A 26206-nucleotide genomic window follows, 5' to 3' on the forward strand; every position below is an offset into this window, starting at 1 on the left:
GGTAGCCGTTGTTACAGCTACCTGCCTGTATCTGATATCAGATTATTAAATTATTATAACCAATTATCAGTTCTTCTTGTTCTCGTTGTAAGCCTTCTTAGCCTCCTCGATACCAGCCTTAAGACCAGCAAGTCCAGCCTTAGCAACTTCTGCAGAAGTCTCAGCAAGCTCCTTAGCGATAGCCTGTGCCTTCTCAGCAGCATCCTTAAGCTTTTCCTTAGTCTCATCGTCTACGAAAGACTTTGTAGCATCTGAAGCGTCGTCGCTCTTCTTAGCAGCCTTCTCAGCGATTGCAGCCTGTGCAGCAGCAAGTCTAGCAACAGGTACACGGAATGGTGAGCATGATACATAGTCAAGGCCAATCTTGTGGCAGAACTCAACTGATGAAGGATCTCCACCGTGCTCTCCGCAGATACCAACATGAAGCTTAGGATTTACTGGCTTACCAAGCTTAAGTGACATCTCCATAAGCTTACCAACACCTGTCTGGTCAAGCTTAGCAAATGGGTCATTCTCGAAGATCTTTGTGTCATAGTAAGCATTGAGGAACTTACCAGCATCATCACGAGAGAATCCGAATGTCATCTGTGTAAGGTCGTTTGTACCGAAGCAGAAGAAATCAGCTTCCTTAGCGATCTCATCAGCTGTAAGAGCAGCTCTTGGAATCTCGATCATTGTACCAACTTCGTACTCAAGCTTAGCGCCTGCAGCAGCGATCTCAGCATCAGCTGTCTCAACTACTACCTGCTTAACATACTTAAGCTCCTTAACTTCACATACAAGAGGAATCATGATTTCAGGCTTAACATTCCAGTCAGCGTGTGCCTTCTGAACTTCAAGAGCAGCACGGATAACAGCCTTAGTCTGCATCTTAGCAATTTCAGGATATGTAACTGCAAGACGACATCCTCTGTGACCCATCATAGGGTTGAACTCATGAAGTGAATTGATGATAGCCTTTATCTCGTCAACGCTCTTGTTCTTTGCGTCAGCAAGCTTCTTGATCTCGTCCTCTGTTGTAGGAACGAACTCGTGAAGTGGTGGATCAAGGAATCTGATTGTAACAGGGCATCCCTCAAGGGCCTCATAGAGAGCCTTGAAGTCGTTCTGCTGATAAGGAAGAATCTTCTCAAGAGCAGCTTCTCTCTCTTCTACTGTATCTGAGCAGATCATCTCACGGAATGCAGCAATTCTGTCTTCCTCGAAGAACATGTGCTCTGTACGGCAAAGACCAATACCCTCAGCGCCAAGCTCTCTAGCCTTCTTAGCGTCAGCAGGTGTATCAGCGTTTGTACGAACCTTAAGTCTTCTGAACTCATCAGCCCAAGCCATGATACGTCCGAACTCACCAGCGATCTGAGCGTCAACTGTTGCGATCTTACCATCATAGATGTTACCTGTTGTACCATCGATTGAAATGAAGTCTCCCTCGTGGAACTCTTTTCCAGCAAGTGTGAACTTCTTGTTTTCTTCGTCCATGTTGATGTCGCCACATCCTGATACGCAGCACTCACCCATACCACGAGCAACAACAGCAGCGTGTGATGTCATACCACCACGAACTGTAAGGATACCCTGAGCAGCCTTCATACCTGTGATATCTTCTGGAGATGTCTCAAGTCTTACAAGAACTACCTTCTCTCCTCTTGCAGCCCATTCTACAGCATCATCAGCTGTGAATACGATCTTACCGCAAGCAGCTCCAGGTGAAGCACCAAGACCCTTTCCGATAGGTGTTGCAGCCTTAAGAGCAGCAGCATCGAACTGAGGGTGAAGAAGTGTATCAAGGTTTCTAGGATCGATCATTGCTACAGCTTCTTCTGGAGTCTTGTGTCCCTCGTCAACGAGGTCGCAAGCAATCTTAAGAGCAGCAGGAGCTGTTCTCTTACCGTTACGGCACTGAAGCATATAGAGCTTCTTGTTCTCAACAGTGAACTCCATATCCTGCATGTCATGATAGTGGTTCTCAAGAGTCTCACAAACCTTGATGAACTCTGCGTATGCTTCTGGGAATTCCTTCTCCATCTGAGCAATTGGCATAGGTGTACGAACACCAGCAACTACGTCCTCACCCTGAGCGTTGATAAGGAACTCACCCATAAGCTTATTCTCACCTGTTGCAGGGTCACGTGTGAATGCAACACCTGTACCAGACTCATTATTAAGGTTACCGAATACCATAGGCATTACGTTAACAGCTGTTCCCCATGAATAAGGGATATCGTTATCACGACGATATACGTTAGCACGAGGGTTATCCCATGAACGGAATACAGCCTCGATAGCAAGCTTAAGCTGCTCTACAGGATCTGAAGGGAAGTCCTTGCCAAGCTGATTCTTGTACTCAGCCTTGAACTGCTCTGCAAGCTCCTTAAGGTCAGCTGCTGTAAGGTCAACGTCAAACTTAACACCCTTCTTCTCTTTCATTGCATCGATAAGCTGCTCGAAGTACTTCTTACCAACTTCCATAACAACGTCTGAGAACATCTGGATGAAACGACGATATGAATCATATACGAAACGCTCGAATGCAGGATCTGGGTTACCCTTGATCATTGCTGCAACAACGTCATCGTTAAGACCAAGGTTAAGGATTGTATCCATCATACCTGGCATTGATGCACGAGCACCTGAACGAACTGATACAAGAAGAGGATTCTGAAGATCACCAAACTTCTTACCGTTGAGCTCCTCCATCTTCTTAACGCCTTCCATAGCCTGAGCCATGATTTCGTCATTGATCTTACGACCATCCTCGTAATACTGTGTGCAGGCCTCTGTTGTGATTGTGAAGCCCTGTGGTACTGGAAGGCCAATGCTTGTCATCTCAGCAAGGTTAGCACCCTTACCACCGAGAAGGTTACGCATTGTCATGTTACCTTCGCTGAACATATAAACCCACTTGTTCGCCATGTTTTCTACCTTTCCTGTCGCTCCTCTATAAAGCGACACCTTTCAATATTGTGCATTTATTATAATCACTGCATTTTACCGTACGCTTCCGTAACGATACATATACCCGGTAGTCCGGTGATTTGTGTACAAATCACCTCACTTCTGGCCATATGTATCATCACAGAAGCTGTCATTGGTAAAAATACATGCAATTACCAATTATAAAAAATTCAATTACGCTCTTGGTCCACTCTGTGGAATAAAGCTATCAAAGATAAATATATCGAAGCTCCTTCGTGCCCTCTGGAGTTCTTCTTCACTCTTTATGGTCCAGGCGGCGGCAACGTTGCCGTATAAACGCCTACAAACCCTTCGTGACAAGCAGTCTGCATATTTGTGATTAAATGCAATAAAATCCGGTCTTGTCATGAAGTTAAGTAGTAAATTAGTAAGAACAAAGTATAATGGGCCCTTGAATTCCTCAGGTTTATCCTTGTGGAATGCATCTGATAGCTGCCCTCTGAAAACTTCGGGACGGTTCTTACGATACCAGCGAACTCCCAATGGATTAAAGGATTCTATACAGTAAACTCCATTATATCTGCTAAGCAGTTCATCAACCTTGGGACAAACCGATAAATTCTTGTACTCTATCTTAAGTTCCACAATAAGAGGAATTTTACCATTTACCATCTGAAGAAACTCCTCAAATTTAGGGATTTTCTCATCAGAATCAAGTAAATGAAATTCAAGTAACTCCTGATAGGTATAATCGATTACTTTGCCCTTTACTCCAAGGCTTCCATCCGGGTTAACTACTGCATCTGTAGGAACTGACCCTTCCGGATATCTGGCAATCCTTGCCAATGAAAAATCGTGGAAAATAACAGGAACCCCATCCTTGGTAAGCTGGACATCACATTCGATTCCATATCCAGCCTCCACAGCCTTCCTAAAGGCTGCCATTGAATTCTCAGGTGCGTTGCTCCTATTATCATGTAGTCCCCTGTGAGCATACAAAACACCGGTAAATGGTTCTCTTGAGGGTTTATTCATAATTCTTGGCATAATCATAAGCATGTAGACCACGCATAAAATAAGAATAATTAAGCCAACAATCTTAAGAACTAACATCAAACCACTTCCCAATTCAATATACTGACAAACGTTAAAATTCTAACGGAGTTTGTCCGCTAAATATTTTACAGCCTTCATCCGTATTACGCAACTAAATTTTCTATGAAAGTGTTTCCATTAATTTATTATTCCACAGCTAAATGTATACTCTGCATCCTTATCCAAATTAACAGCTCCCTGGCTCTTTTCCTGAACAGGATACTTATCCCTTTTCATCTTTTCATCTCTTTTGGAAAAGATCATTTTTTTCCAGCCGTCATCAGCTTTTACAAAGCTATACCTGCGTTCATATTCATAGCCATTAGATTTGCTTTTAACTCTCACATGACGATAATTGCAGTCTTTAATATAAACATCCGCATCAATATTTCTTCTGGTCTTGACTTGCATTATTTTCCAGTCATCTTTTTTGCCAAATTTAACTTCAAAATCGTTTTTATTAATATCTGTAAATATCCTCTCAGCCAGAGCATAGTTTCCGTTCTTAAATGAGTATCTGTAACAAAACTCATCATAATATTCTATCCTGACATCTACCTTATCTTCGTAGGTTACGGAATCCTTTTTGTAAACTGTTATAAGTATATCCTTGTGTTTATCATCCCTGTCATTGGTCTTGGAAGAATATTCCACATAACCATCATTACAGTATATGTTTACTTTCTGATAGTTAAAATAATACATGTACTTCTTGATAGGCAACATTTCCTGGAAATCCTCACAGGACCTGTCGGAAAAAATCTTTGTATTATATACATTTCCGTGAAAGTCATCTTCTGATATATACTTGTCCACATCCTCCCTGGTATATTCGCCAGGAAAATAGTCCTTAGAATCGTGAGTCTCACCATGAGAATGCTCATAAATCTTAGTTGTCACCACATCATAATTTGGATGATAATCAATATCTGTTCTCTCCGTTTCAGAAAGCCCAAGCTTTTTATCAAGTCTTTTTTCTATAGTTTCTTCTGCATAATCAAGATAGTCATCAAGGTATATGCTGCCGTCATCGTTATTAACAAGAAGTTTATGTTTTTCTCCTTTGTACCAATATGTAACCACAGCCTCATTATATAGAGCATCCTCATAAATCCAAACAAATGGAGCAACCCTTTTTACATTTAGTATTATTGCTCCGAACTTATTCTGTAAAAGATACTTCCTTGCACTGTTCCTGGCCTGAAATTCCACCTTGATTTGCTGACCAGTGGTATAGCCTTTCCCGCATCCCACAAGTTGCATGCACATTGCGGTCACAAGAACAATGCAAACTATCTTCTTTATAGTTTTCTTCATACCAAAGACTCTCCCTAAAACATAAAATTCACTTATTTTTCTCCTGATCCATCAAATCCCACAGTTCCTCATCTGTCAGGTGTTTTTTGACTCTAAGTATCAGGTGAACTTTATTTCCTCCGGCGCCTTCCTGGAACATGCGCTGCCATTTGTAAAAATGTGGTCCATCCCCATGAAATCTTACAAAAGACATAAGTCCCTTCATGACATAATAGGACTGCCTAATATCAGCTTCGCAGTCGTTGTCAAAAAAACCTTCAAAAGCCCCGCGTTCATGGCTCCTCATCTTGTCATACCCGGTACCAAAAGCCTTGGCCGCAAGACCAGCCTCATAAAACGAAGTCAAATAATCAGGAGCTCCATAGACGTCCTGACCCCGAGAAATACAATCAATGACCTTATCTTCTTTTCCGGATTCAACCTCATTTTTTTCCGGCACATCAAGGCATGCTTCCAGAGCCATAATGGCATGAAGTGCTCCCAGATAGCTGTAATAGTGATATTCAACCTGCCAGATCAGAGTATCTTCCAATATTCTCCTGACATCTACAGGAAGTTCTCCTGCTACCTGTCTGCATTTGATCAGGTATTCTTCATAGCCCCTCTGGGCAGGTTCTATTACCTTTCTGTAGTCTAAAAGCTGCTGCCTTAAGGTTTCTTTATCTGAAAACCACAGCCATTCGTCTGCTGCACCGGTGTTTCTGGGATTATTCCTGTCAAAGTTTGTTATAAAGCCGGTGGTAAGTACCCTTGTGCCATGATTGGTAAACTGCTCTCCCGCATGGTCATCATCATTTTGGCCATATTTAGGGCAATAAACAGGCCAAAGCCTATAAAGTTCCTGTACTTTTCCCATGTACTTCCCTTTATCTATATCATTAACATTGAAACCATAGTATCTGTTGCAATAATCCTCAAGATGCTCCTGAACATAAGATAATGCCGCATCCTCATTTTCTTCATTTCCATCATCAACGGCCGGAACAGGTACCTTCCATATTTTGGCAATAAGATCCAGTATATATGCATGAGGCTTAACATTGGAACAGTTAATGATCCAAAAATCATCAGCCCCTTTCTCATAAACCTCCATCAGTTCTTTTACCACAAAGTGCGGTGAGTTTGGAAGCATAGTCATCATTGCTGCTGCCTGAAGATCATAGAAGGAAGCATGATAATATATCCCATGTTTTCCGTCAGAACCTTTTTCAGGAAGTGAAGGAACTCTCGGGTTATGATTTCCCTGTCTTCTTGAAACCATCTTTCCAAAGCCGTTGTCAGCCCAGATAAAGATCACATCCTCCGGAATATCCAAAAGTCCCTTCTTATAAAGCTCCATGGTTTCTCCGTAGAGATTGCTGCAGCAGACCGCGTCAGAGTCATAGGCCTTAACAAGCTCGTACTGCCTGCGAATAAGGCTGCTCATAAGCTTGCCTCTCTTTTCATCCGTATCGTAGGCAGGATCATCTGCCCAAAAAGGTCTGTCCCCCTGTCCTCTAAAGCCAAGATTCCATATAACTTTGCTGTTTTTCTGTTCTTCTATAGCTTTTTTCCATAGACTCTCAAAGAGCTCAGGATACCTGTCATAGGAAGCATCAAGCTCAGGATAAGCTCTTGCAAACATCTGCGCTCCGAGAGGTTCGGCGTGATGATGGGTTATATACAGTCCATAATCGGAAGCCAGTTCTCTGTAAATATGAGCATTAAAATCCGTGCCGGGAATGGTCATATTGCCTCCAAGGCGAAGCAACGTTTCAAATGCCATTTCCCATGGTCTATTGTCATCCTTGTCTTTCTTCCATCCATCAAACAAAACTTCATCATTAATAAACCACCCCCTAAATCTCACTCTGAAAGGTTCTGACTCATAAAGGTAGTCTTCAGGAACTTCATACCCATCCTTTTTACGGAGTATCTGCTCATTCCAAAACCAGAATTCATTAACTCCAAGAAAAGTCTTGCTAATATGATAGATTCCATAAACAAAACCCAGATCATCGGAAGCTGATATCAATAGTTTCCTTTCAGCGAAACTGATTTGAAAGCACTCACTCTTAAGAGAGTCTTCTCTGTTAAAAGAGATATAATCTCCCTCAAGTTCAGATTTTTCACATGTATTTTCTATATCTCTTTCCAATGCCTTGGCTGCGATTCTAACAGCTTTTGAATTTGGAACATCCACAATTTTTGTATTATATGTGATCATATCAGCGTACCCCTTTCCACCTATCTGATAATAAAAAGCAGACCCGGATTATATTATACCCAAGTCTGCTTATTGCTTCTAATACATTTTTCTTTCTCGTCCTACCTTCTTGCGGCCTTCATTTGCTTCTTGTTTTCATACATAAGATTGTCCGCACGTTTGAATACCGTCTCCATACTGTCATCACTCTTAGGATCATACTTAGCCCATCCGATAGCTGCCGAAACCTTTTCCCAGGGCTTTAAGCTCTCATCCTCTGCTATAACCTCGAGAGTATGTTTAAACCACTGAACCAGTGTTTCTATGTTGTCATAATCCTCATTTTCCAGAACGACTACAAATTCATCTCCGCCAATCCTGAAAACAGGCGAATGGGCGAAATTCTTGCATACTATATTGCATATCTTAATAATTGCAATGTTGCCCTTTTCGTGACCATAGGTATCATTTATTACCTTGAGATAATTCAGATCCACCATGGCTATTCCATATTTGTAGTAGCCATCACGGATCATGCTTTGTTCTATCCTCATTATCTCATTGTCATACCCCGCCTTATTTCTGATCCCCGTAAGAGCATCTGTGCTGGCAAGCTCATTGGCCTTTTTAATCTTGTCCTGAGCCTCTGTCAGTTCTTTATTCTTGGCAACCAATTCATTCATGTTGGTGCCGATTTCATCAATCATAACAGCTATCTGATTGGCCAGATCTGTAATTTCATCGTCGCCCTTAATATCGGTTTTTATTCTCTGAGCCTGTGAAGGGTCTTTATACTTGGTAAACTCAACCACATCTCCCTTAAGAGTAACAAGCCTCTCGATGTACCTTTTTCCGATTGTTAAACTGATCAGTGTACAGAGAACTGCGATAATAAAAAACCTTCCTGCAAACTGTGTAATACTGTTTTGAAGAATTGCCTTCTGGACCTTGCCAATCTCCATTTCCGCGCAAACAACACCAAGCTTTGTACCATCTATGATAAGTGGATAATAGCAGGCATAGGTCTGTCCATACTCGTTATCGTATACATCATATCCGGATGTGTAGGCTCCAGTATTCCAAGCCTTCCACATATGGGAATGATTTTCTATATCCTGATAGGCCTCAATGTTAAGTGAAATATAATCCTTTCCATCTTCTGTAAACGGCTCGACTACTGCATCCAAAACAAAATACATATTAAGATCTTCACCGGTTGGAGTTACATAATATGCATAAATTGCCCCGAAATTTTTTTTGGTAGTCTCAAATGCATGAAGCCAGTATTCCTGTTTATAGATTGCAAAAAGGATCTGAACCTCCTTGGTCATGTCAAGATAATCTATATCTTTCCCCATAACCTTGCCGGGGTATGTTTCGTTGAACAGTTTGTAAAATGCCACCTTGGCCGGTCTGTATTCCCCATCGTAATCCGCCGGGATTCTGATTTCATCCCCATATTTCAGAATTATTTCCTGATAGGCAGAAAACTCTCTTCTATCCGACTGCATCATATCCGCAAGAAGCTTGACCATGGTCTGAAGATCTTGTTCACATTCTTCTTTATATACTTTGCTTTGGAGCACATAGGTAGTAAGGCCTGACAGAAATGACACTGTCAGAACCAGTACAAAGAAGAACCTTGTTAACTTATAGACCAAACCGCCCCTTCTTTTCATACTACTATGATATATCATTTATCGCATAAAATATGTTTTTTTATCAAATATTAATAAATAAAAAAGCGGAAGACATCGCTAATTAGCAATATCTTCCGTTTTGTATAACTATAATAGTTTAATCAGTCATCCACATCAAAATTCTCAATTATTTTCTCTTTTTTTGGTGGCTTCACATCTCCGTGTTTAACCATCAGCATGCTGCAAAATGCCAGGGCTGAGAACACAAAGGCATATGGGAAAAGAGTCCTATAGGAAATATGCTCAAGTAAAAATCCCGAGAAAATCGGCGTAAACACCTGAGCTGCCATTGAGAAGGTGTAATAGGTTCCAGTAAACTTACCGATATCTCCAGCTTTACTCATCTCAACAACCATTGGGTACGAGTTTACATTTATAGCTGCCCAGCCAATACCAACCAGAGCAAAAAAGATGTTGATGGAAGCTGAAAAATGAGGATACAATCCTGTGATCACATAGCTGGCAGCCATCAAAGTAATACCAATAAGGATTGTCTTTTTTCTTCCAATCTTGCCTGAAACATAAGCGATAGGCACATAGCTAAGTGTGGCCGCAATAGTGGCAACAAGCAGGCATGTAGCATAAGCATTGTCGTGAAGATCCCACACCTCTCCAACAAATCTGGAGAAAGCTGTTGTAACGGCATTGTAAGCAGTAAACCACAAAAAAACAGATACCAAAAGGAAAATAAGACTTCTTTTTACCTCTCTTGGCATCATTCGGGTTACCTTGCCCTCTTCAAACACTTCTGTTTTGTCTGATCTGTCAAACTCCGAATCATTATCAAAGGTATCTCCCAAAGAATGAAGTCCGCCCTCCTGATGGATTTCTTCCTTTATCTTCTTTTCATTGATTGTGATAAACACAACTGCTACCGCAACAAGCATGAATACCAGAAGACTTATCATAAGCGGAATGTAGTTAGTCTTTCCCGGATCATCTGCCTCTATCAGGAGAACCTTTATCATTACAAGAACGTAGATGCCGCCAATAGTTCCCATAAGATTGATTATGGCATTAGCCGAGCTTCTAAAAGGAGCCGGTGTCAGATCAGGCATAAGAGATACTGCCGGAGATCTGTAAATTCCCATGGAAATCAAAAGAAGGAGCAATACTCCCACAAACAGAGCAAGACTGCCGCTAGGCCTTGCTACTACTATTAGAATTGTCAAAAGAAATGTAGAAAGGACTGTACCCACCGCAATATAGGGCATTCTTTTACCAAATCTGGTGTTCGTATCATCCGATAAAGTACCAAAAATCGGCAAAAGAAATAGTGCCAATACATTATCCAGTGCCATAACAACGCCAGTCAGCGTCTCCCCCAGATTAAATGTGTACTTAAGTATCTTGGGAATTTCATTGTCATAGAACTGCCAGAATGCACATATAGACATAAATGCAAAGCCAATGAGTATAGTTCTTTTTGCGTTTAGTTTCATCCCCAAATCCCCCTAGAATATTTATATAGTAATACTACTACAAAATAAAGTGTGATATAATGTCTTTTGTACAATATTTTGAATTATTTAAAGGGGTTTTTTATGTCTTTTACAGTATTTGCAGATGGATGCGCCAATCTTCCACAGAGGCTTGCCAGTGAGATAGTTATTTTACCTTGTGATTATCTTGTAAATGGCACTCTGGTTACATATAGCGGTGATATTGATAATTTTGATGGCCACACATATTTCGAAGGTCTTAGGAATGGTGACCTGATTCAGACCAGTCTTCTTAACACCCAGTTATTTCTTGATCACTTCACTCCTTATGCCCAGGAAGGCAAGGATATTATTTATATTTCAATGAGTTCCGGAATCAGTGGAACCTACAATGCAGCCAAGGCAGCTGCAGATGAGCTTATGGAGGAATATCCTGACTGCTTTATTCATATTGTTGACTCTCACGGTTGTGGCTTTGGTAACGGAATTTTAGCCCTTAAAGCTGCTGATCTTGCAAGAAAAAATGTGAATGCAAAGAGCGCAGCAGAAATACTTGATGCTGCTGTTCCTCACGCATGCCAGTATTTCACTGTTGATGACCTGAATTTTCTTAAGCGAACAGGTCGAGTAAGCGGTGTTACAGCAAACATCGGTACTCTCCTCAATATTAAGCCTATTCTTTTCGGAGACAGTACAGGACACATTATTTCCTGCAACAAGGTAAGAGGTCGTAAGAGTGCCATATCCGAACTTGCCAAGAAATACGCAGAAAAACGCATGGAGGATGAAAAGCAGATTGTATTCATCTCCCACGGCGACTGTATCGATGATGCCAATAAGCTTGCTGAAATGGTTGCTGAAATAAATCCAAGAGCTCAGATTACTATCTGTATGCACGAGCCATTTTCAGGTGCCCACGTTGGTCCCGGTATGCTTGGTCTGTTCTTCTGGGGTAACGAAAGATAATCTTATGAAATATAAAAGTCTGAGGTCATTTGATCTCAGACTTTTTTAATCTAACATTTTCTCCATGGCTTCCCATTCCATTTGTCCCAAAAGGAGCCTTAGTTTTTCGGTTTTTTCCTGATCTTCTTTCGGAAGCTTGTATTCCTCCAATCCGTTAAGGATCATCTCCACTGCATCATAATCCATCGCAGGAATAACTTCTTTTAATGCATTGTATGCATCAGTAAGCTCCCGGCCATCAATTTCTTTTCTTGGGTCTGACTTATTCTCATCGTTTTCACCCAAAACCGAAAGACTATCCAAATAGCTTCGATACAAGTTAAGGAGCTTTTCCGTATTTCTGTTTATGTACTCCTTGTCTTTACTCTTTCCTGCTTCCTCAAGACTAAGTGCCAGCTCGGAAAGCTCACTTGCGCCTATTATTCGCGAAGTGCTCTTCAGGGCATGGACCTTAATGGTATAAAATTCAATGTCATCTTTTTCAAAGGCATCCTGAATTTCTTTTGATTTATAGTCGATTGAATTATAAAAAGTATTCAGGAACTTAAGGAAAGCCTTAGAGCTTCCACAGAAATTAAGTCCGTCTGTTATAGAAATACCCTCTATATTTTGTAGTATTTTAAGTTCCTCAGGAATCTCCATTTCTTCCTCATCTGTTAACAAAAAATTTGCTTATGGTATTAATAATCTCGTTTTTACCACTAGTCTTAAGTATATAACCTTCAGGTTTAAGTGCAAGGACGCTCATGACACTTTCCTTATCATCCTTACCAGTCAGGAATATTACAGGAATGCTCTTGGTTTCCTCATCGCTTCTAAGCATTTCAAGAACCTGCGGGCCATCCGTTACAGGCATCTCATAATCCAGCAAAATCAGATCAACTTTATTACTTCCAAGCCATTTAATCGCGCGAAGTCCGGAATTAGCCATTGAAACCTTATAGGTATCTTTGATCCACTCTCTAACAAGCCCCATATAATTGGGATCATCATCCACTATGAGGATGCTCTTTTTCATCTCACCCTCAGCCACCATGTTAAAGTAAAGGCTGACATCGGAAATAAAAACGCTATAGTCAAGGGGTCTTGCAAAGACTTTGTAAATTACATGGGGGGGAAAATTATCAACAACCATCTTGGTATCTGTAGCATCACCAATTATGGCCAGCTGCTTATTATTATCAGAGAGCTTGTCTTTTAAGAAGGTGGCAATATCACCGGGAATGTGCTCTCCTGCCTCCAGATAATAGGTAATAAGGCCGCTGTCTCCCCACTCCTTGTTGATGTCATTGACATCTGTAGGCGCGAATATGGCCGTTATCCCGGCATCCTTGAGCTTGCCGATAAGCACCTTTATAATAAATGTTTCTTTTTCCCCAATTACAAGAATCTTATTATTATTCTCAAAGAGCATAGGTTGCCTCCGTCACTTTCCAGGGTTTCCAAAAGAGCTGCTCAAAGCATACGCCCACTAACTATTTATCATTATATCATTTAGTCACTATCAATTGCTCGTTTTATTGGCAAATTTATAAATTATTTAGTCCTAATGAACAGGATGTACCTCCGCATCCTCCGGCAAAGCCTCCATTCCGGATCCCACGTAGTCCATAAATTTCGCCAGGGTTATATACACTTCTGCCCTATTGATCACCTTATCCGGTGATTCATTATTGTTGATAAGACCAAGCTTTGCAGCTATTTGGGTATATCTGTACAGAGCCTGTGAATCTATAGTTTTAAGAAGTTCTTTGGTTTTCTCGTCCTGAGACTTTTGCAGTTTCAATATCAGGAATCTTGATAATTCTTCATAGGTCACCGGATCATCGGGCCTAAACTCGTCGCCATCTATCATATCATTATCAATAAGAGCCTGGACATATCCGGAAATCCACTCGTCTACCTTTATATCTGCAAATTTCTTTTTGTAGGGCCTTACCCCTGCCATTCTAAAGGCATTAAACATCACCATAAGCAGCTGTCCCCTTGGCATCTCGTCATAGGGATGAAGGTACATAACGCAAGGGTCAAGAAGCGCATATCTGAAAGGCTTTTTGAGTGCACCTTCCTCAGGTATCCCCTTTATATCAACATATGGTGGTTCTATATCAAATATGCTTGGGCAAGGAGCCTCCTTAGGAAGAATCTTGGTATCAGAATCAGGCCAAAAGTTCGATTCGATATTTTTTCCACTTAAAAGAGACATAAAGAAGTCCCCTATGAGTACTGCTCCATACTCGTTAGTGTGAGTAATATCACCGGGCATAAAAAAGTCTTTGGTCTTATCTCCAAGTTCTACCCATTTATCAAAGGTCTTTTCATGAAGATCAATAAAAGTAACGTCCATTTCTTCAGCTACAGCACAGGCAGCATCTGCATAGTCCCATAACAGAGAGTAATGTCTTGGCATCAGCAGCTCTTTTGCCTCATCTTCCGATAACGAAAGCGGAATTCGACTTATCGGGGAACATATAATTGGCTCTACTCCCTTATCTCTGACTTCAGACACATATCTTCGAAGGTTATCCGCATAGCCTCCAAAGGCCGCAAGGTTTCTGCGCTTCTGATCGTTATGGCCAAACTGCATGATAAAGACATCGCCCTCTTTCATGTATTCACGGCAGATATCATAGTGTCCGTCATCTCTAAAGCAGTTTGATGTCATGCCTGAATGTGCAAGGTTACATACAGCAGCTTTGTCAAAGTATCTTGCGATTGTCTGAGCCCAACCACCGCAGCTTCCATAGGGATAATAGGGAATTCCGGCATTCTGATCCGTAAGAGTTGAATCTCCTGCAACCCAGATAACGGGAACATCTTCCCTTACGATGGAAACATCTACCTTATGGCTATGCTCATCATCAGAGATTCCGGCAACACTCACAAAAATGTACTTGTCATTACATCGCTGTGACTGAAGCGCCGGAATATATGGGAAAACGGCCTGATAAAAAGTTTTATGGTATGTTTCACCCTTTGGGATATTTATTCCCATAGCTATCATATTTCGTCGCCCGGAAAAAAGTATGGCACCTTCTATATCTTTTTCCAAAGCAGCAATGCTAACGTCAACTTTATAGGTTCCAAATTCAGAGACAGGAAACCTGTATACTGCTACGCCACGGTTTTTCTTATATTCCACGGCAGCATCATTATTTGCTCCTTCTTCATCCCCTTTAAGAAGCCTTCTATTATTCCATCCGCCATTTTTAAGTGCCAAATATGAATCAGTCATGTCTTTTCCCCAACAAACAAACTAATCTGTAAAAAAGCTATGAATATAGCCTACACCATTATGGCACTATTAGATACTCAGTTTTTATCCATTTCTTCCCATTTTTGGCCATGTCATTTTTAATAACTTTTTTGGTTGCAATTAATAGAAGATTCTCATATAATACGAACTGTTGCAAAGGATAGTTTTAATGAATATATGTGAGGTTATTTTTTAATGATTAGTGCAAATAACGTAACCTTAAGAGTTGGTAAGAAAGCTCTTTTTGAAGAAGTTAACATCAAATTCACTCCAGGTAACTGCTATGGTATCATCGGTGCCAACGGAGCTGGTAAGTCTACATTTCTTAAGATTCTGTCAGGTCAGATTGAGACAACAAACGGTGATGTAGTTATCTCCGATGGTGAGCGTCTCTCCTTCCTTGAACAGGACCACTTCAAATATGACGAGAACGTTGTTCTTGATACAGTAATTGCTGGTAATGCCCGTCTCTTCGAGATCAAGAATGAGAAGGATGCTATTTACGCCAAGGAAGATTTCACTGACGAGGACGGAATCAGAGCAAGTGAGCTTGAGGCTGAATTCGCTGAGATGAACGGATGGGAAGCTGAGTCAGATGCTGAGTCACTTCTTAACGGTCTTGGAATTGATACTGAGTTCCATTACAAGCTTATGAAGGAGCTTGATGGTGCACAGAAGGTTAAGGTTCTTCTTGCAAGAGCGCTTTTTGGTAATCCAGATATTCTTCTTCTGGACGAGCCTACTAACCACCTTGATCTTGATGCTATAGCATGGCTTGAGGAATTCCTTATCAACTTTGAGAACACTGTCATCGTTGTATCCCATGACCGTTACTTCCTCAACAAGGTTTGCACATACATTGCAGATATAGATTACGGCAAGATTCAGCTCTATGCTGGTAACTACGATTTCTGGTACGAATCATCTCAGCTTATGATCCGTCAGATGAAGGAAGCTAACAAGAAGAAAGAGGAACAGATCAAGGAACTTAAAGAGTTCATCGCTCGTTTCTCTGCTAACGCAAGTAAGTCCAAGCAGGCTACTTCCCGTAAGAAGGCTCTTGAGAAAATCGAGCTTGATACAATCAAGCCATCTAGCCGTAAGTATCCATACATCGACTTTAGACCAGACAGAGAAATCGGTAATGAAGTTCTTACTGTTGAAGGTCTTTCCAAGACTGTTAACGGCGAGAAGGTTCTTGATAATATCTCATTTGTTGTACAGCGCGAAGACAAGATTGCTTTTGTAGGTGGTAACGAGCTTGCCAAGACTACTCTCTTCCAGATCCTTACAGGAGAGCTTGAGCCAGACGAGGGAACCTACAAGTGGGGTGTTACAACATCTCAGGCTTACTTCCCTAAGGACAACACTAAAGAGTTCGATAACGACTACACAATTACCGAGTGGCTTACAGGCTACTCTGAGATAAAGGATGCAACATATGTAAGAGGATTCCTTGGACGTATGCTGTTTGCCGGCGAAGACGGAGTTAAGAAGGTTAAGGTTCTCTCCGGTGGTGAGAAGGTTCGCTGCCTTCTTTCCAAAATGATGATTAGTGGCGCTAACTGCCTTATCTTCGATGAGCCTACTAACCACCTTGATATGGAATCAATCTCCGCTCTTAACGACGGAATGATCAAATTCCCAGGTGTTGAGCTATTTGCTTGCCGTGACCATCAGGTTGTTCAGACAACTGCTAACAGAATCATGGAGATTCTCCCTGACGGATCACTTATCGACAAGCGTTCAACATATGATGAGTACCTTGAAAATGATGAAATGGCCAGAAAGCGTACAGTATACAATACTGCCGCTGATGAAGAGGAAGATGACTGATTCAGGCCATTTTACAATAATGATTTATGCGTAAGTTCTTTAGTTAACTAATTGCATGGATATAGGCAGTAAATCGCTGGTTCCATGCAGTTACAAAATAAACAAACTATTTACCAGATATGGAGGAGCATGAGCATGCAGGAGTTTAAGCCAGTTAAAGAGGGAAAAGTTCGTGAGATTTACGATATCGGTGAAAACCTTATCATGGTAGCTACCGATAGAATTTCAGCTTTCGACGTTATCCTTAAGAATAAGGTAACCAAGAAAGGCGCAGTTTTAACACAGATGTCCAGATTTTGGTTTGATTATACCAAGGACGTAGTTACAAACCACATGGTCAGCGTTGATCCGGCTGACATGCCTGAGTTTTTCAGAACACCTGATTTTGCAGGTAATAGCATGCTTTGCAAAAAGCTTAGAATGATACCTGTTGAATGTATCGTTCGTGGCTATATTACAGGAAGCGGTTGGAAGAGTTACCAGCAGGACGGAACCGTTTGCGGTATAAAGCTTCCGGAAGGTCTTAAGGAATGCGACAAGCTTCCACAGCCTATTTACACTCCAAGTACCAAGGCTGAGATTGGTGATCATGACGAGAACATCGATTTCGAGCGCAGTATCGAAGTTCTTGAAAAAGAGTTCCCTGGTCACGGTGAGTACTACGCTACCAAAATCAGAGATTATACAATCGCTCTTTACAAGAAATGTGCTGACTACGCTCTCACTCGTGGAATCATCATCGCAGACACAAAGTTTGAGTTTGGTGTAGACGAAAACGGAGAAGTTGTTCTTGCTGACGAGATGCTCACTCCTGACAGCTCACGATTCTGGCCAGTAGAAGGCTATGAACCGGGACACGATCAGCCATCCTTTGATAAACAGTTTGTACGTAACTATCTCAAGGCTCATCCAGAGTGCGATTACAACCTTCCTCAGGAAGTAATCGACAAGACTATTGATAAGTATCTTGAAGCATACAAGCTCCTTACAGGAACAGAATTAAACGCATAAAATTATCCCGAGTACGTTCGTACTCGGGATTTTTTTACTCATCCTCTTCCTCATAATAGAGTCTTTTTTTGGAAGGAGCATTATGAAGCTGCTCAAGGAGCTGTATTATGAGTCTTACAAATCCTACAACAATGAGGTAGCCTCCCAAAGTCACGGATTTGATATCATCAAATCTTGATGGAACTGCTATAGAAATAATACCTATATACAAATTAACCACCGCTAAAAGCATCATCCAGAACTTGGCTTTACCTGAAATAGTATCCTTGTACCTGACAATATACCTGATGCAGGCAAAGGTCAATGACAGGAATAAAACAGCCATCAAAAGATTGGTCCATTTAGGTATTCTTTCCAAGTTGGACAATATGAAAACCATCACACACAGAATGATAATATGGAAAATCATTCTGCCTCTTTTAATAAATCTGTTTTCTTCTCTTACTCCTGCTTTTAGGAGCATAACCGCACTCCATCCCGCGCCGGTTAGAGCAACTACGCCTCCAAGGAATCTATAGACCTCGGTAGGGACTGTCATAAAGATAATTCCCAGGAATATCAAAAACAGATCGATTATGCCGGAGAAAGATTTCAGAGTATCCAGGATTTTAATTTTCTCAAAGGATCTCCAAAGAGAACCAAAGAACTTTCCAACTACGATTTTGGTCTTACTCTCTGAATTAGCCGCCGACAAAAGAATTGTTCCAAAGTCATGGAAACCGCCCTCGGAAATATCACCAACCGTAACAGCACCACCAGCCTTCATTGCATCGAATATATCCCTTGTAAAAGCCCTTCGCTGTTCCATGGTAGCATTACCGATCCAGTCATCTATAGCCCTGTTGTACACAGTACTCTCTTCTGTCAAAAATCTCCTATGAACAAAGTGATCACCCTCTATCTTCCAACTCATTCCTGAGTGTTGGGCAATCTTCTCTGCACTGGATGCCACAATCTCATGAGGTACTTGCAGTTCAAACAGCATACCAACGACGCAGAAAGCAGGAACCACATGATCAATTCGCTCTTTTATATCATTAAATTTATCTTCTTCCAAAATCTCCGGACAAAATCCCGGACCATCGTAGCTATATATCTTTTTAATCCTGTTTCTGACAACATCCGGGGCATGCATAGCTGCATACACAGCAAGATTTCCACCCTTGGAATGTCCGCCCACATAAATATTGCCGGCATACTTTTCCATTACATATCTAAGGTAAACTGCAGCTGCTCTCTGAGCCTCTATCTCCTCGAAGCTGATCTGGAAATCCATTCTCCAGTCATCTATCTCCATAGTAGTTCCGCGAAAAGAAACAAAATGGCTGCCATCAGGCAAATGTACGGTAAATGCAGTAAACACCATGTTTCTGTCTGTATCGTTTACATCAACATAATCAGACAGATACAGGCTACCAAAACGCTTATATTGCCCCATATAATAAAGCACCCAGTCAAAGGCGAACTTATCAAGCCCCTCCAAACTGTGGGTCATAAAATACTTGTCTGCAGCATCTGATATTGATATTCTGCCATTCTCACCCTTACCCGGGATAATTCCGGCAAAATCATTATATACGAGTAGCGCCAATCCCAAATTATCAACCTTATTAAAGGGTACCTGCGCAAACTCAATATCACCACGCCATTTAATATAATTAATTATATTAGCCATACCAGCACCTCTACCCCTAATTATAGCACACAAAGCCTCTTGCCACAGCCAGCCCTTCTGGTCCTTTCGCTCGCGCAAGAGGTTTTTTTCGCCGCTCCTGGCTGGAGTTCATGGTCTCAAAAGCCCAGCTCCCTAATCCCACGGCTCAAAACTCTCATCCCTGGCCCATATTCGAGCAGGTGTTTGCGCCCGGCGAGTCTGAGATGGGAAATGACAATTTCTAATGTTCGAAAAGCACACTTTCTCGCGCCCTCGTAGGGCTTGTTTGAAGCAGGACGGATAGATTATTAAACTGGGAAAATGCCATACAGGTGCGTAGCACCATAAAAAGAGAAGAAATCTACTTCTTCAAGCTAGCTTGGAAGATAGATTTCTTCTCTTTTTATACGCTTGCAATGCAAGCTATGGCATTTTCCAATTTAGAAATATTTCCAAACGTCCTGCAAGTTTTGGCCGAAGAGGGCGCATTAAAAGAAAGTGTGCTCGAACATTTTAGAAATGTTTCATTTCTCAGTGACGAGCTGGCGAAATACTGCGCAGATAAGGGCCTGGGATGCTCAGACATGTTGAGCCAAAACGGGATTAGGGGGCCGGGCTTTTTTGACTCATGAACTTCCTACGCCACTCACAAGGACGAAAAAATACCTCATTGCGTGTCGCTACGTTCCCTGAAGGGCTGGCTGTGGCAGATGCTCAGTTCAGTTCCTTCTTGATGGCAGCAAGGAGGTCTGAGTACTCTTCGAAGGCTGGGAGGTCAGGATAATCTTTCTTGATCTGCTCTGTTGAGCGGAACAGGAAGCCTGCCTTGGAAGCCTGAATCATGGCAAGATCATTGTAGCTGTCACCACTGGCTATTGTGTCATAGCCGATAGACTGAAGAGCCTTGACGGTTGCATACTTGGACTTCTCTATTCTCATCTTAAATCCGGTGATTTCGCCGTTTTCCGCTACTTCAAGAGAGTTGCAGAAGATTGTTGGCCATCCAAGCTTCTCCATAAGAGGAGTTGCAAACTGGGTAAAGGTATCGCTAATAATGATAACCTGTGTGGTCTTTCTAAGCTCATCAAGGAACTCTTTTGCTCCCGGAAGTGGATCAATCTTGGCAATTGTATCCTGGATCTCTTTAAGGCCAAGGCCGTGTTCTTTGAGGATACCTATTCTCCACTTCATCAGCTTGTCGTAGTCAGGTTCGTCTCTGGTTGTTCTCTTAAGCTCTGGAATCCCACTAGCCTCAGAAAACGCAATCCATATCTCCGGTACAAGTACCCCTTCAAGATCTAAACATACTATGTTCATATTAAGCCTCCACTTTAGGAAGTGTATCAAAGCTCTTCTGAAGCTCTGCATCAGTTGGAATGTAATCAGTCATAACACCATCGTTATATTTCTGATATGCAACCATATCAAAGTAACCTGTTCCGGTAAGGCCAAAGAGAATTGTCTTCTCCTCTCCTGTTTCCTTGCACTTAAGAGCTTCATCAATAGCTACTCTGATAGCATGACTTGATTCAGGTGCAGGAAGGATACCCTCTACCCTTGCGAACTGCTGAGCTGCCTCAAATACTGATGTCTGCTCAACGCTTCTTGCCTCCATAAATCCATCATCATAGAGCTGTGAAAGGATTGGGCTCATGCCGTGATAACGAAGTCCTCCGGCGTGGTTAGCAGAAGGAATGAAGTTACTACCCAATGTATACATCTTGGCAAGAGGGCATACCATTCCGGTATCACAGAAATCATATGCATACTTACCTCTGGTAAATGAAGGACAGCTTGCTGGCTCAACAGCAATAATCTGATAATCTGCTTCGCCTCTGAGCTTTTCTCCCATAAATGGTGATATAAGACCACCAAGGTTTGATCCGCCACCAGCACATCCGATGATCATGTCTGGCTTGATACCATACTTATCAAGAGCTGCCTTAGCCTCAAGACCAATAACAGTCTGATGAAGAAGTACCTGATTGAGAACGCTTCCCAAAACGTATCTGTAGCCTTCAGTATGTGTAGCAACTTCTACAGCCTCAGAAATAGCGCAGCCAAGTGATCCTGTTGTACCAGGATGCTCTGCGTTGATCTTACGTCCAATCTCGGTTTCCATAGATGGTGAAGGTGTTACACTTGCACCATAGGTACGCATAACTTCACGTCTGAAAGGTTTCTGCTCGTAAGATACCTTAACCATATATACCTTACAGTCGATTCCAAAATAAGCAGATGCCATAGAAAGAGCTGTTCCCCACTGACCAGCTCCTGTCTCTGTTGTAACACCCTTAAGACCCTGTTTCTTGGCATAATATGCCTGAACAATAGCAGAGTTAAGCTTGTGGCTTCCGCTTGTGTTATTACCCTCAAATTTGTAGTAAATCTTGGCAGGTGTGCCAAGAGCCTTCTCAAGGAAGTACGCTCTAACAAGTGGTGATGGTCTGTACATCTTGTAGAAATCCATGATTTCATCAGGAATATCGATATATGGAGTTGTATCGTCAAGTTCCTGTTTGATCAGCTCATCACAAAATACAGGCCTAAGATCTTCAAAGGTCATAGGCTTAAGTGTTCCAGGATTAAGAAGTGGTGCAGGCTTATTTTTCATGTCTGCTCTTACGTTGTACCACTGTCTTGGAATCTCATCCTCGCTTAAATAAATCTTGTAAGGTATCTTTTTCTCTTCACCCATTTTCTCTTTTCCCCCGAAAAATAAGTTTAAATAAACGAAAAAAACCTGTCCCAGCTGTAGTAAGGACAGGTTTTTCTGTCTTCAACAGTTTAAACCATTAAAGCACATTTTCACCCAATATGTCAATCAAAGATAGTGTTCAATTAAAGTTTCCATACAGTATCTGTGCAAGCTCTGAATTCTTGTCCAGAATTATTGTCTTTTCACCCTTAAGAGATTCCTTGAGAGTGTCAAGGCCTCTGATATAGCTGTAGAACTCAGCCTTCTCCTCTGTATCATAGGCCTTAGATAAAGTTTCCATGTAAGCAGCTTCGCCTTCTGCTTCAAGAACTGCTGCGCTCTTCTGAGCCTGCGCCTTAACAATAGCAACCTGCTTGTCAGTCTCATTGTGAATCTTCTGAGCTTCCGCCTCACCCTGAGCTGTATAGGAAGCTGCAATGTTATTACGCTCAGAGATCATTCTCTCGTATACTGCCTGCTTGTTGTCGTCAGGAAGATCAAGAGCTTTGATCTGTGCCTGGATAATGGAAATACCATATCCGGCCATATCTGAGTTTGCTTCATCTGTTATGAGTTTTGTGAGAGCCTCACCTCTTGCCTCAATAACTTCATCCTGAGTCATTGATGATATAGCATTCTTGGTAGCGTTATATACAGAAGCCTCAATTCTCTCATCTGCTCTTGCACTTACAGCATTAAGAGTCTGAATGTACTTGAGAGGATCTGATACTCTCCATAATACGTAAGTATCAGTTATCATAGACTTCTTATCCTTGGTGATAACATCAGATTCAGGAATATCATAAATAATGATTTTGCCGCTGATTGACTGAGTATCCTCGATAAAAGGAGTCTTAAAATGCAGTCCGGGCTCTGAAGCAATCGTTACAATCTTACCAAATCTTCTAACTGCCACATACTCGTTCTGATGAACTACATACATTGATGAGCCGATCAGAAAAGCAGCTGCAACTAATAATATAATGATTATTGTCTTTCCAATTCCAAATCTTTTCTTTTCCATGTCAGCCCTCCATTAGTTACCGCTAAAGCTGTCTAAAGGCAGCATCTGCTGAGTATTTCCATCGGTGATTATGACCTTAAGATCAGGAAGAACTTCTTCCATGGTCTCATAGAATAATCTCTTCTTGGTAATATAGGGCTGGAGCTTGTACTGCTCATACATCTCATTAAATCTGGCAACCTGACCTTCTGCTTCTGCGATTCTTGCCTGCTTGTAAGCCTCTGCATCCTGAACAATCTTATCTGCGTCAGCCTCAGCCTTAGGAAGCTCTTCGCTCTGATACTTCTTGGCATTATTTACAGCAGTATCCTTACCCTGCTTGGCTGTTTCTACAGACTTAAATGCCTGAACAATTTCCTGTGTAGGTGGCTCAGCATCCTGAACAGAGAGGTTGACTACCATCATACCGATACCGCTGTTAGTAAGCTCGCTCTGAAGTTTTTCTTTTACCTCAGCCTGAATCTGTCCCTTAGCCGTTGTAATAACATCATCAACAGTATAGTTAACTACTGTATTTCTGATGCAGGCAAGAGCCATATTCTTCATGATAGCTTCAGGGTTGGATGAATTGTAATAGAAAGCTACAGGATCACTAACCTTGTACTCAAGATAGAAGTCGATATCAACAAAGTTAAAGTCAGAGGTGATCATAACTCCCTCGTCGTCAACTGTGATATTCTGACCATCCTTTATGTAATAGCCAATTCCGATACCATGAGTTGTCATATCAATAGTATGAACATCCTGAATAAATGGAATCTTGAAATAGAGTCCGGCAGTATCAACTCTAAGGACCTTTCCAAACATTGTAAGTACTGCCTGTTCCTGCTCTTTGACAGAATAGAAACTTTCACCCACACAAGTCAAAGCAACTATTGCCACGATAATAGCTATGATAAGCTTAGGGCTGAATTTTGCTTTATACTCTTTGTAACCGTGAGTATTTTGCGTTCTTCCGTTTTTACCAAACATACTTTTTCTCCTCATTAAAATAATATACCGGTTGCTGAAATGAACTCAGCAACCGGCTTAATTATATCATGTATTTAATTGTTTCCAATAGGATTTACTGGAAATCTGTCATAAGAGCTATAATTCGCAGCACGAATAGAATATCTACTGCCCACATGATAGGGCTGATCTCTTTGATCTTACCTTCAATAATCTTGATCACGAACCAGCCAATAATAGCGAACATGATACCTGTAGCAATTGAATATGAAAGAGGCATCATAATAAGAGCAAGGTAAGCACCTACTGAATCAGCAAGGTCTCCATCATCAAACTTAACCTTTGAAATACTAAATACCATAAGCATTCCTACATAGATAAGAGCAGGAGCTGTTGCAAATGAAGGGATAGCCAAAAATACAGGGCTAAGTACTAATGATACAAGGAACATAACTCCAGTAGTTAAAGCTGTAAGTCCGGTCCTACCGCCGGCAGCGACACCTGCACCTGACTCTACAAAGCTGGTGATGGTTGATGTACCAAGAAGAGCACCGCAGGTAGTTCCTGCTGCATCAGCAAAGAATACTTTTCCTACTCTTGGAAGGTTGCCATCCTCATCAAGAAGTCCTGCCTTGTCAGCAATACCTACTACTGTACCTACTGTGTCAAAAAGATCTACATAAAGGAAACTGAACACGATAGCGATGAAACGAATTATATGGTCAGCTGCCCAACCAAAGTTCAGCTTAAACGCAGTCTGAGAAATAGCTCCAAGCTGAAGTCCCTGAGAAAAATCAGGGAAAAGGCTTGTTCCCTCTGCAGGAGTATAGATTCCAACAGCCTGCAGTATCATTCCAAGTACCCAGGTAACAAGAATGCCTATAAGAACGCCTCCGGTAACCTTGTGGTAAACAAGCGCAGAAATAAGAATAAGACCAAAAAGTGCAAGAAGCATATTGAGGTCAGAGAAATCACCAAGTCCTACAATAGTTGAATCATTGGCAATAATGATGCCTGCATTCTGCATACCGATAAAAGCTACGAATACACCGATACCGGCTGAAATACCAAATTTAAGGTTCTGTGGAATACCATTGATTATCTGCTCTCTGAACTTGAAAGCTGATAAGAGAATAAAGATAATACCCTCTACAAATACTGCTGCAAGAGCGATCTTGAATGGATCCTCCTCACCTGCAAGTTCTCCCAAACATACAGTGTAAGCAAAATACGCATTAAGGCCCAGTCCTGCAGAAAGACCGATTGGGTAATTGGCTAGAAAAGCCATTAAAAAAGTTGCTATAGCTGATGCGATTGCTGTAGCAACAAAGACAGCGTTCGCATTCATACCGGAAGCACTAAGAATATTAGGATTTACGGCAAGAATGTACGCCATGGTCAGGAACGTGGTAAGACCTGCAATAATCTCCTGTTTGACAGTCGTACCATGCTCCTTGAGTTTGAAACACTTCTCCAACATTTCTTTTTCATCTCCTTGTGTTTTTTATTTATATTACCGGCTTTATCTGTTTAAGATTCTGCCAATAGCATAAACAATAGAATAAATATTATCGTAAAACTCAAAGGCCACATGTGCCATCACAGATATATAGATATTCCTTGTAACCACATAAGCTACAGTTACCGGAATAGCCATAAGCATCCATTCGGCAATCCCCAAAAATCCATGAGCCCTTGTCACTGAACACAAGATAAGGCTTATAAGAGTAAGTACAAATACTCTTTTCTTGCTGCCAAAAGATATAATGGCCTTTCTGAAGAACAACTCCTCAGCAACAGGCTTCATTACTATCATCATAAGTGCATAGAAAAACGTTGGTAGAATATCGTTACGAGTTATGATACTGACTGTACCATCTCTGACTGTAGCAAAATTCGGCAAAATCAACTTATTCTTGATGTCATTGGCAAGCATAAGTCCGATAAAAGTCAGAGCAACCGGAAGCCAGAATCTCTTTATCCTAGTCAGATTGCGCGCAAATTTGCGGAATGAAAACTGCTTGTGAAAATAGTAGAAATAAATCAGCAAGCCAAGGTAAAACACAAAAAACAGGTGGAACGCCTGCATTGGCATTATTATTGTCGAAATGACAAAAAGCAGTTCCCAAACTAGAGGTATATATAAACGTTTCAA

At 41.5% G+C, this 26206-nt stretch carries 20 protein-coding genes; 4 read left to right on the plus strand and 16 right to left on the minus strand.

Annotation, left to right across the window (positions count from 1 at the left end):
• Nucleotides 1–66: 66 nt before the first annotated feature.
• From ppdK to G613_RS0101980, 6 genes are all read right to left on the minus strand, one after another.
• Nucleotides 67–2913: a pyruvate, phosphate dikinase gene (ppdK, locus tag G613_RS0101955; protein WP_029231048.1), complete on the minus strand. Its 2847-nt coding sequence runs from the start codon at nucleotides 2911–2913 to the stop codon at nucleotides 67–69.
• Between the two features lie 216 nt (nucleotides 2914–3129).
• Complete coding sequence (locus tag G613_RS0101960) at nucleotides 3130–4029, minus strand: glycerophosphodiester phosphodiesterase family protein (protein ID WP_029674401.1); 900 nt, start codon at nucleotides 4027–4029, stop codon at nucleotides 3130–3132.
• 120 nt (nucleotides 4030–4149) lie between these two features.
• Nucleotides 4150–5328 (minus strand): hypothetical protein, encoded by a 1179-nt coding sequence (locus tag G613_RS0101965; RefSeq protein ID WP_029231050.1) that lies wholly within the window; start codon nucleotides 5326–5328, stop codon nucleotides 4150–4152.
• Between the two features lie 28 nt (nucleotides 5329–5356).
• Nucleotides 5357–7534, minus strand: coding sequence for a glycosyl hydrolase 115 family protein (locus G613_RS0101970; RefSeq protein ID WP_029231051.1), 2178 nt, complete (start codon nucleotides 7532–7534; stop codon nucleotides 5357–5359).
• Nucleotides 7535–7635: 101 nt separating this feature from the next.
• Nucleotides 7636–9174 (minus strand): GGDEF domain-containing protein, encoded by a 1539-nt coding sequence (locus tag G613_RS0101975; RefSeq protein ID WP_029231052.1) that lies wholly within the window; start codon nucleotides 9172–9174, stop codon nucleotides 7636–7638.
• Nucleotides 9175–9314: 140 nt separating this feature from the next.
• Nucleotides 9315–10655, minus strand: coding sequence for an MFS transporter (locus tag G613_RS0101980; RefSeq protein ID WP_029231053.1), 1341 nt, complete (start codon nucleotides 10653–10655; stop codon nucleotides 9315–9317).
• 102 nt (nucleotides 10656–10757) lie between these two features.
• Here G613_RS0101980 and G613_RS0101985 point away from each other — a divergent pair, with 102 nt between their 5' ends.
• Nucleotides 10758–11621 carry a DegV family protein gene (locus tag G613_RS0101985; protein WP_029231054.1) on the plus strand — a complete coding sequence of 288 codons (864 nt, stop codon included), beginning with the start codon at nucleotides 10758–10760 and terminating at the stop codon, nucleotides 11619–11621.
• A gap of 45 nt (nucleotides 11622–11666) precedes the next feature.
• Here the strand turns inward: G613_RS0101985 and G613_RS0101990 are convergent, their stop codons facing one another.
• The 3 genes from G613_RS0101990 to G613_RS0102000 all read right to left on the minus strand — a co-directional run bounded on the left by G613_RS0101990 (nucleotide 11667) and on the right by G613_RS0102000 (nucleotide 14856).
• Nucleotides 11667–12263: an Hpt domain-containing protein gene (locus G613_RS0101990; RefSeq protein ID WP_029231055.1), complete on the minus strand. Its 597-nt coding sequence runs from the start codon at nucleotides 12261–12263 to the stop codon at nucleotides 11667–11669.
• Nucleotides 12264–12270: 7 nt separating this feature from the next.
• The gene (locus G613_RS18325) at nucleotides 12271–13035 is read right to left on the minus strand and encodes a response regulator (protein WP_029231056.1); all 765 of its coding nucleotides are present in this window, start codon (nucleotides 13033–13035) and stop codon (nucleotides 12271–12273) included.
• 132 nt (nucleotides 13036–13167) lie between these two features.
• Nucleotides 13168–14856, minus strand: a complete 1689-nt coding sequence (locus G613_RS0102000) for a GDSL-type esterase/lipase family protein (protein ID WP_029231057.1) — start codon at nucleotides 14854–14856, stop codon at nucleotides 13168–13170.
• A gap of 216 nt (nucleotides 14857–15072) precedes the next feature.
• Here G613_RS0102000 and G613_RS0102005 point away from each other — a divergent pair, with 216 nt between their 5' ends.
• The gene (locus G613_RS0102005; protein WP_029231058.1) at nucleotides 15073–16713 is read left to right on the plus strand and encodes an ABC-F family ATP-binding cassette domain-containing protein; all 1641 of its coding nucleotides are present in this window, start codon (nucleotides 15073–15075) and stop codon (nucleotides 16711–16713) included.
• A 135-nt stretch (nucleotides 16714–16848) separates the two neighbouring features.
• The gene (locus G613_RS0102010) at nucleotides 16849–17724 is read left to right on the plus strand and encodes a phosphoribosylaminoimidazolesuccinocarboxamide synthase (protein ID WP_029231059.1); all 876 of its coding nucleotides are present in this window, start codon (nucleotides 16849–16851) and stop codon (nucleotides 17722–17724) included.
• A gap of 34 nt (nucleotides 17725–17758) precedes the next feature.
• On the opposite strand, the gene G613_RS0102015 is transcribed toward G613_RS0102010, so the two are convergent.
• On the minus strand, nucleotides 17759–19399 hold the full coding sequence (locus tag G613_RS0102015) for an Mbeg1-like protein (protein ID WP_029231060.1): 1641 nt from the start codon (nucleotides 19397–19399) through the stop codon (nucleotides 17759–17761).
• 311 nt (nucleotides 19400–19710) lie between these two features.
• Here G613_RS0102015 and G613_RS0102020 point away from each other — a divergent pair, with 311 nt between their 5' ends.
• Complete coding sequence (locus G613_RS0102020) at nucleotides 19711–20010, plus strand: hypothetical protein (RefSeq protein ID WP_029231061.1); 300 nt, start codon at nucleotides 19711–19713, stop codon at nucleotides 20008–20010.
• 82 nt (nucleotides 20011–20092) lie between these two features.
• Here G613_RS0102020 and thrH read toward each other — a convergent pair whose 3' ends face one another.
• The 6 genes from thrH to G613_RS0102050 form a co-directional block, all read right to left on the minus strand.
• Nucleotides 20093–20695 carry a bifunctional phosphoserine phosphatase/homoserine phosphotransferase ThrH gene (gene thrH, locus G613_RS0102025; protein WP_029231062.1) on the minus strand — a complete coding sequence of 201 codons (603 nt, stop codon included), beginning with the start codon at nucleotides 20693–20695 and terminating at the stop codon, nucleotides 20093–20095.
• A 1-nt stretch (nucleotide 20696) separates the two neighbouring features.
• Nucleotides 20697–22076: a TrpB-like pyridoxal phosphate-dependent enzyme gene (locus G613_RS0102030; RefSeq protein WP_029231063.1), complete on the minus strand. Its 1380-nt coding sequence runs from the start codon at nucleotides 22074–22076 to the stop codon at nucleotides 20697–20699.
• A gap of 139 nt (nucleotides 22077–22215) precedes the next feature.
• The gene (gene hflC / locus G613_RS0102035; protein WP_029231064.1) at nucleotides 22216–23100 is read right to left on the minus strand and encodes a protease modulator HflC; all 885 of its coding nucleotides are present in this window, start codon (nucleotides 23098–23100) and stop codon (nucleotides 22216–22218) included.
• Nucleotides 23101–23112: 12 nt separating this feature from the next.
• A complete protein-coding gene (gene hflK, locus G613_RS0102040; protein ID WP_029231065.1) occupies nucleotides 23113–24072 on the minus strand; it encodes an FtsH protease activity modulator HflK in 960 nt (319 codons plus the stop codon).
• Nucleotides 24073–24166: 94 nt separating this feature from the next.
• A complete protein-coding gene (locus tag G613_RS0102045; protein WP_242826116.1) occupies nucleotides 24167–25531 on the minus strand; it encodes an NCS2 family permease in 1365 nt (454 codons plus the stop codon).
• 42 nt (nucleotides 25532–25573) lie between these two features.
• Nucleotides 25574–26206, minus strand: a complete 633-nt coding sequence (locus G613_RS0102050) for a CPBP family glutamic-type intramembrane protease (protein ID WP_155828013.1) — start codon at nucleotides 26204–26206, stop codon at nucleotides 25574–25576.

Origin of the sequence: Butyrivibrio sp. VCB2006 (genome assembly GCF_000420945.1) — a bacterium.
Classification (GTDB): Bacteria; Bacillota; Clostridia; order Lachnospirales; family Lachnospiraceae; genus Butyrivibrio.

What these genes read in the sequence shown, in the direction of transcription:
- ppdK (WP_029231048.1), bottom strand. Translation starts at nt 2,913, where the DNA reads ATGGCGAACAAGTGGGTTTATATGTTCAGCGAAGGTAACATGACAATG.
- G613_RS0101960 (WP_029674401.1), bottom strand. Translation starts at nt 4,029, where the DNA reads ATGTTAGTTCTTAAGATTGTTGGCTTAATTATTCTTATTTTATGCGTG.
- G613_RS0101965 (WP_029231050.1), bottom strand. Translation starts at nt 5,328, where the DNA reads ATGAAGAAAACTATAAAGAAGATAGTTTGCATTGTTCTTGTGACCGCA.
- G613_RS0101970 (WP_029231051.1), bottom strand. Translation starts at nt 7,534, where the DNA reads ATGATCACATATAATACAAAAATTGTGGATGTTCCAAATTCAAAAGCT.
- G613_RS0101980 (WP_029231053.1), bottom strand. Translation starts at nt 10,655, where the DNA reads ATGAAACTAAACGCAAAAAGAACTATACTCATTGGCTTTGCATTTATG.
- G613_RS0101985 (WP_029231054.1), top strand. Translation starts at nt 10,758, where the DNA reads ATGTCTTTTACAGTATTTGCAGATGGATGCGCCAATCTTCCACAGAGG.
- G613_RS0101990 (WP_029231055.1), bottom strand. Translation starts at nt 12,263, where the DNA reads ATGGAGATTCCTGAGGAACTTAAAATACTACAAAATATAGAGGGTATT.
- G613_RS18325 (WP_029231056.1), bottom strand. Translation starts at nt 13,035, where the DNA reads ATGCTCTTTGAGAATAATAATAAGATTCTTGTAATTGGGGAAAAAGAA.
- G613_RS0102000 (WP_029231057.1), bottom strand. Translation starts at nt 14,856, where the DNA reads ATGACTGATTCATATTTGGCACTTAAAAATGGCGGATGGAATAATAGA.
- G613_RS0102005 (WP_029231058.1), top strand. Translation starts at nt 15,073, where the DNA reads ATGATTAGTGCAAATAACGTAACCTTAAGAGTTGGTAAGAAAGCTCTT.
- G613_RS0102010 (WP_029231059.1), top strand. Translation starts at nt 16,849, where the DNA reads ATGCAGGAGTTTAAGCCAGTTAAAGAGGGAAAAGTTCGTGAGATTTAC.
- G613_RS0102015 (WP_029231060.1), bottom strand. Translation starts at nt 19,399, where the DNA reads ATGGCTAATATAATTAATTATATTAAATGGCGTGGTGATATTGAGTTT.
- thrH (WP_029231062.1), bottom strand. Translation starts at nt 20,695, where the DNA reads ATGAACATAGTATGTTTAGATCTTGAAGGGGTACTTGTACCGGAGATA.
- G613_RS0102030 (WP_029231063.1), bottom strand. Translation starts at nt 22,076, where the DNA reads ATGGGTGAAGAGAAAAAGATACCTTACAAGATTTATTTAAGCGAGGAT.
- hflC (WP_029231064.1), bottom strand. Translation starts at nt 23,100, where the DNA reads ATGGAAAAGAAAAGATTTGGAATTGGAAAGACAATAATCATTATATTA.
- hflK (WP_029231065.1), bottom strand. Translation starts at nt 24,072, where the DNA reads ATGTTTGGTAAAAACGGAAGAACGCAAAATACTCACGGTTACAAAGAG.
- G613_RS0102045 (WP_242826116.1), bottom strand. Translation starts at nt 25,531, where the DNA reads ATGTTGGAGAAGTGTTTCAAACTCAAGGAGCATGGTACGACTGTCAAA.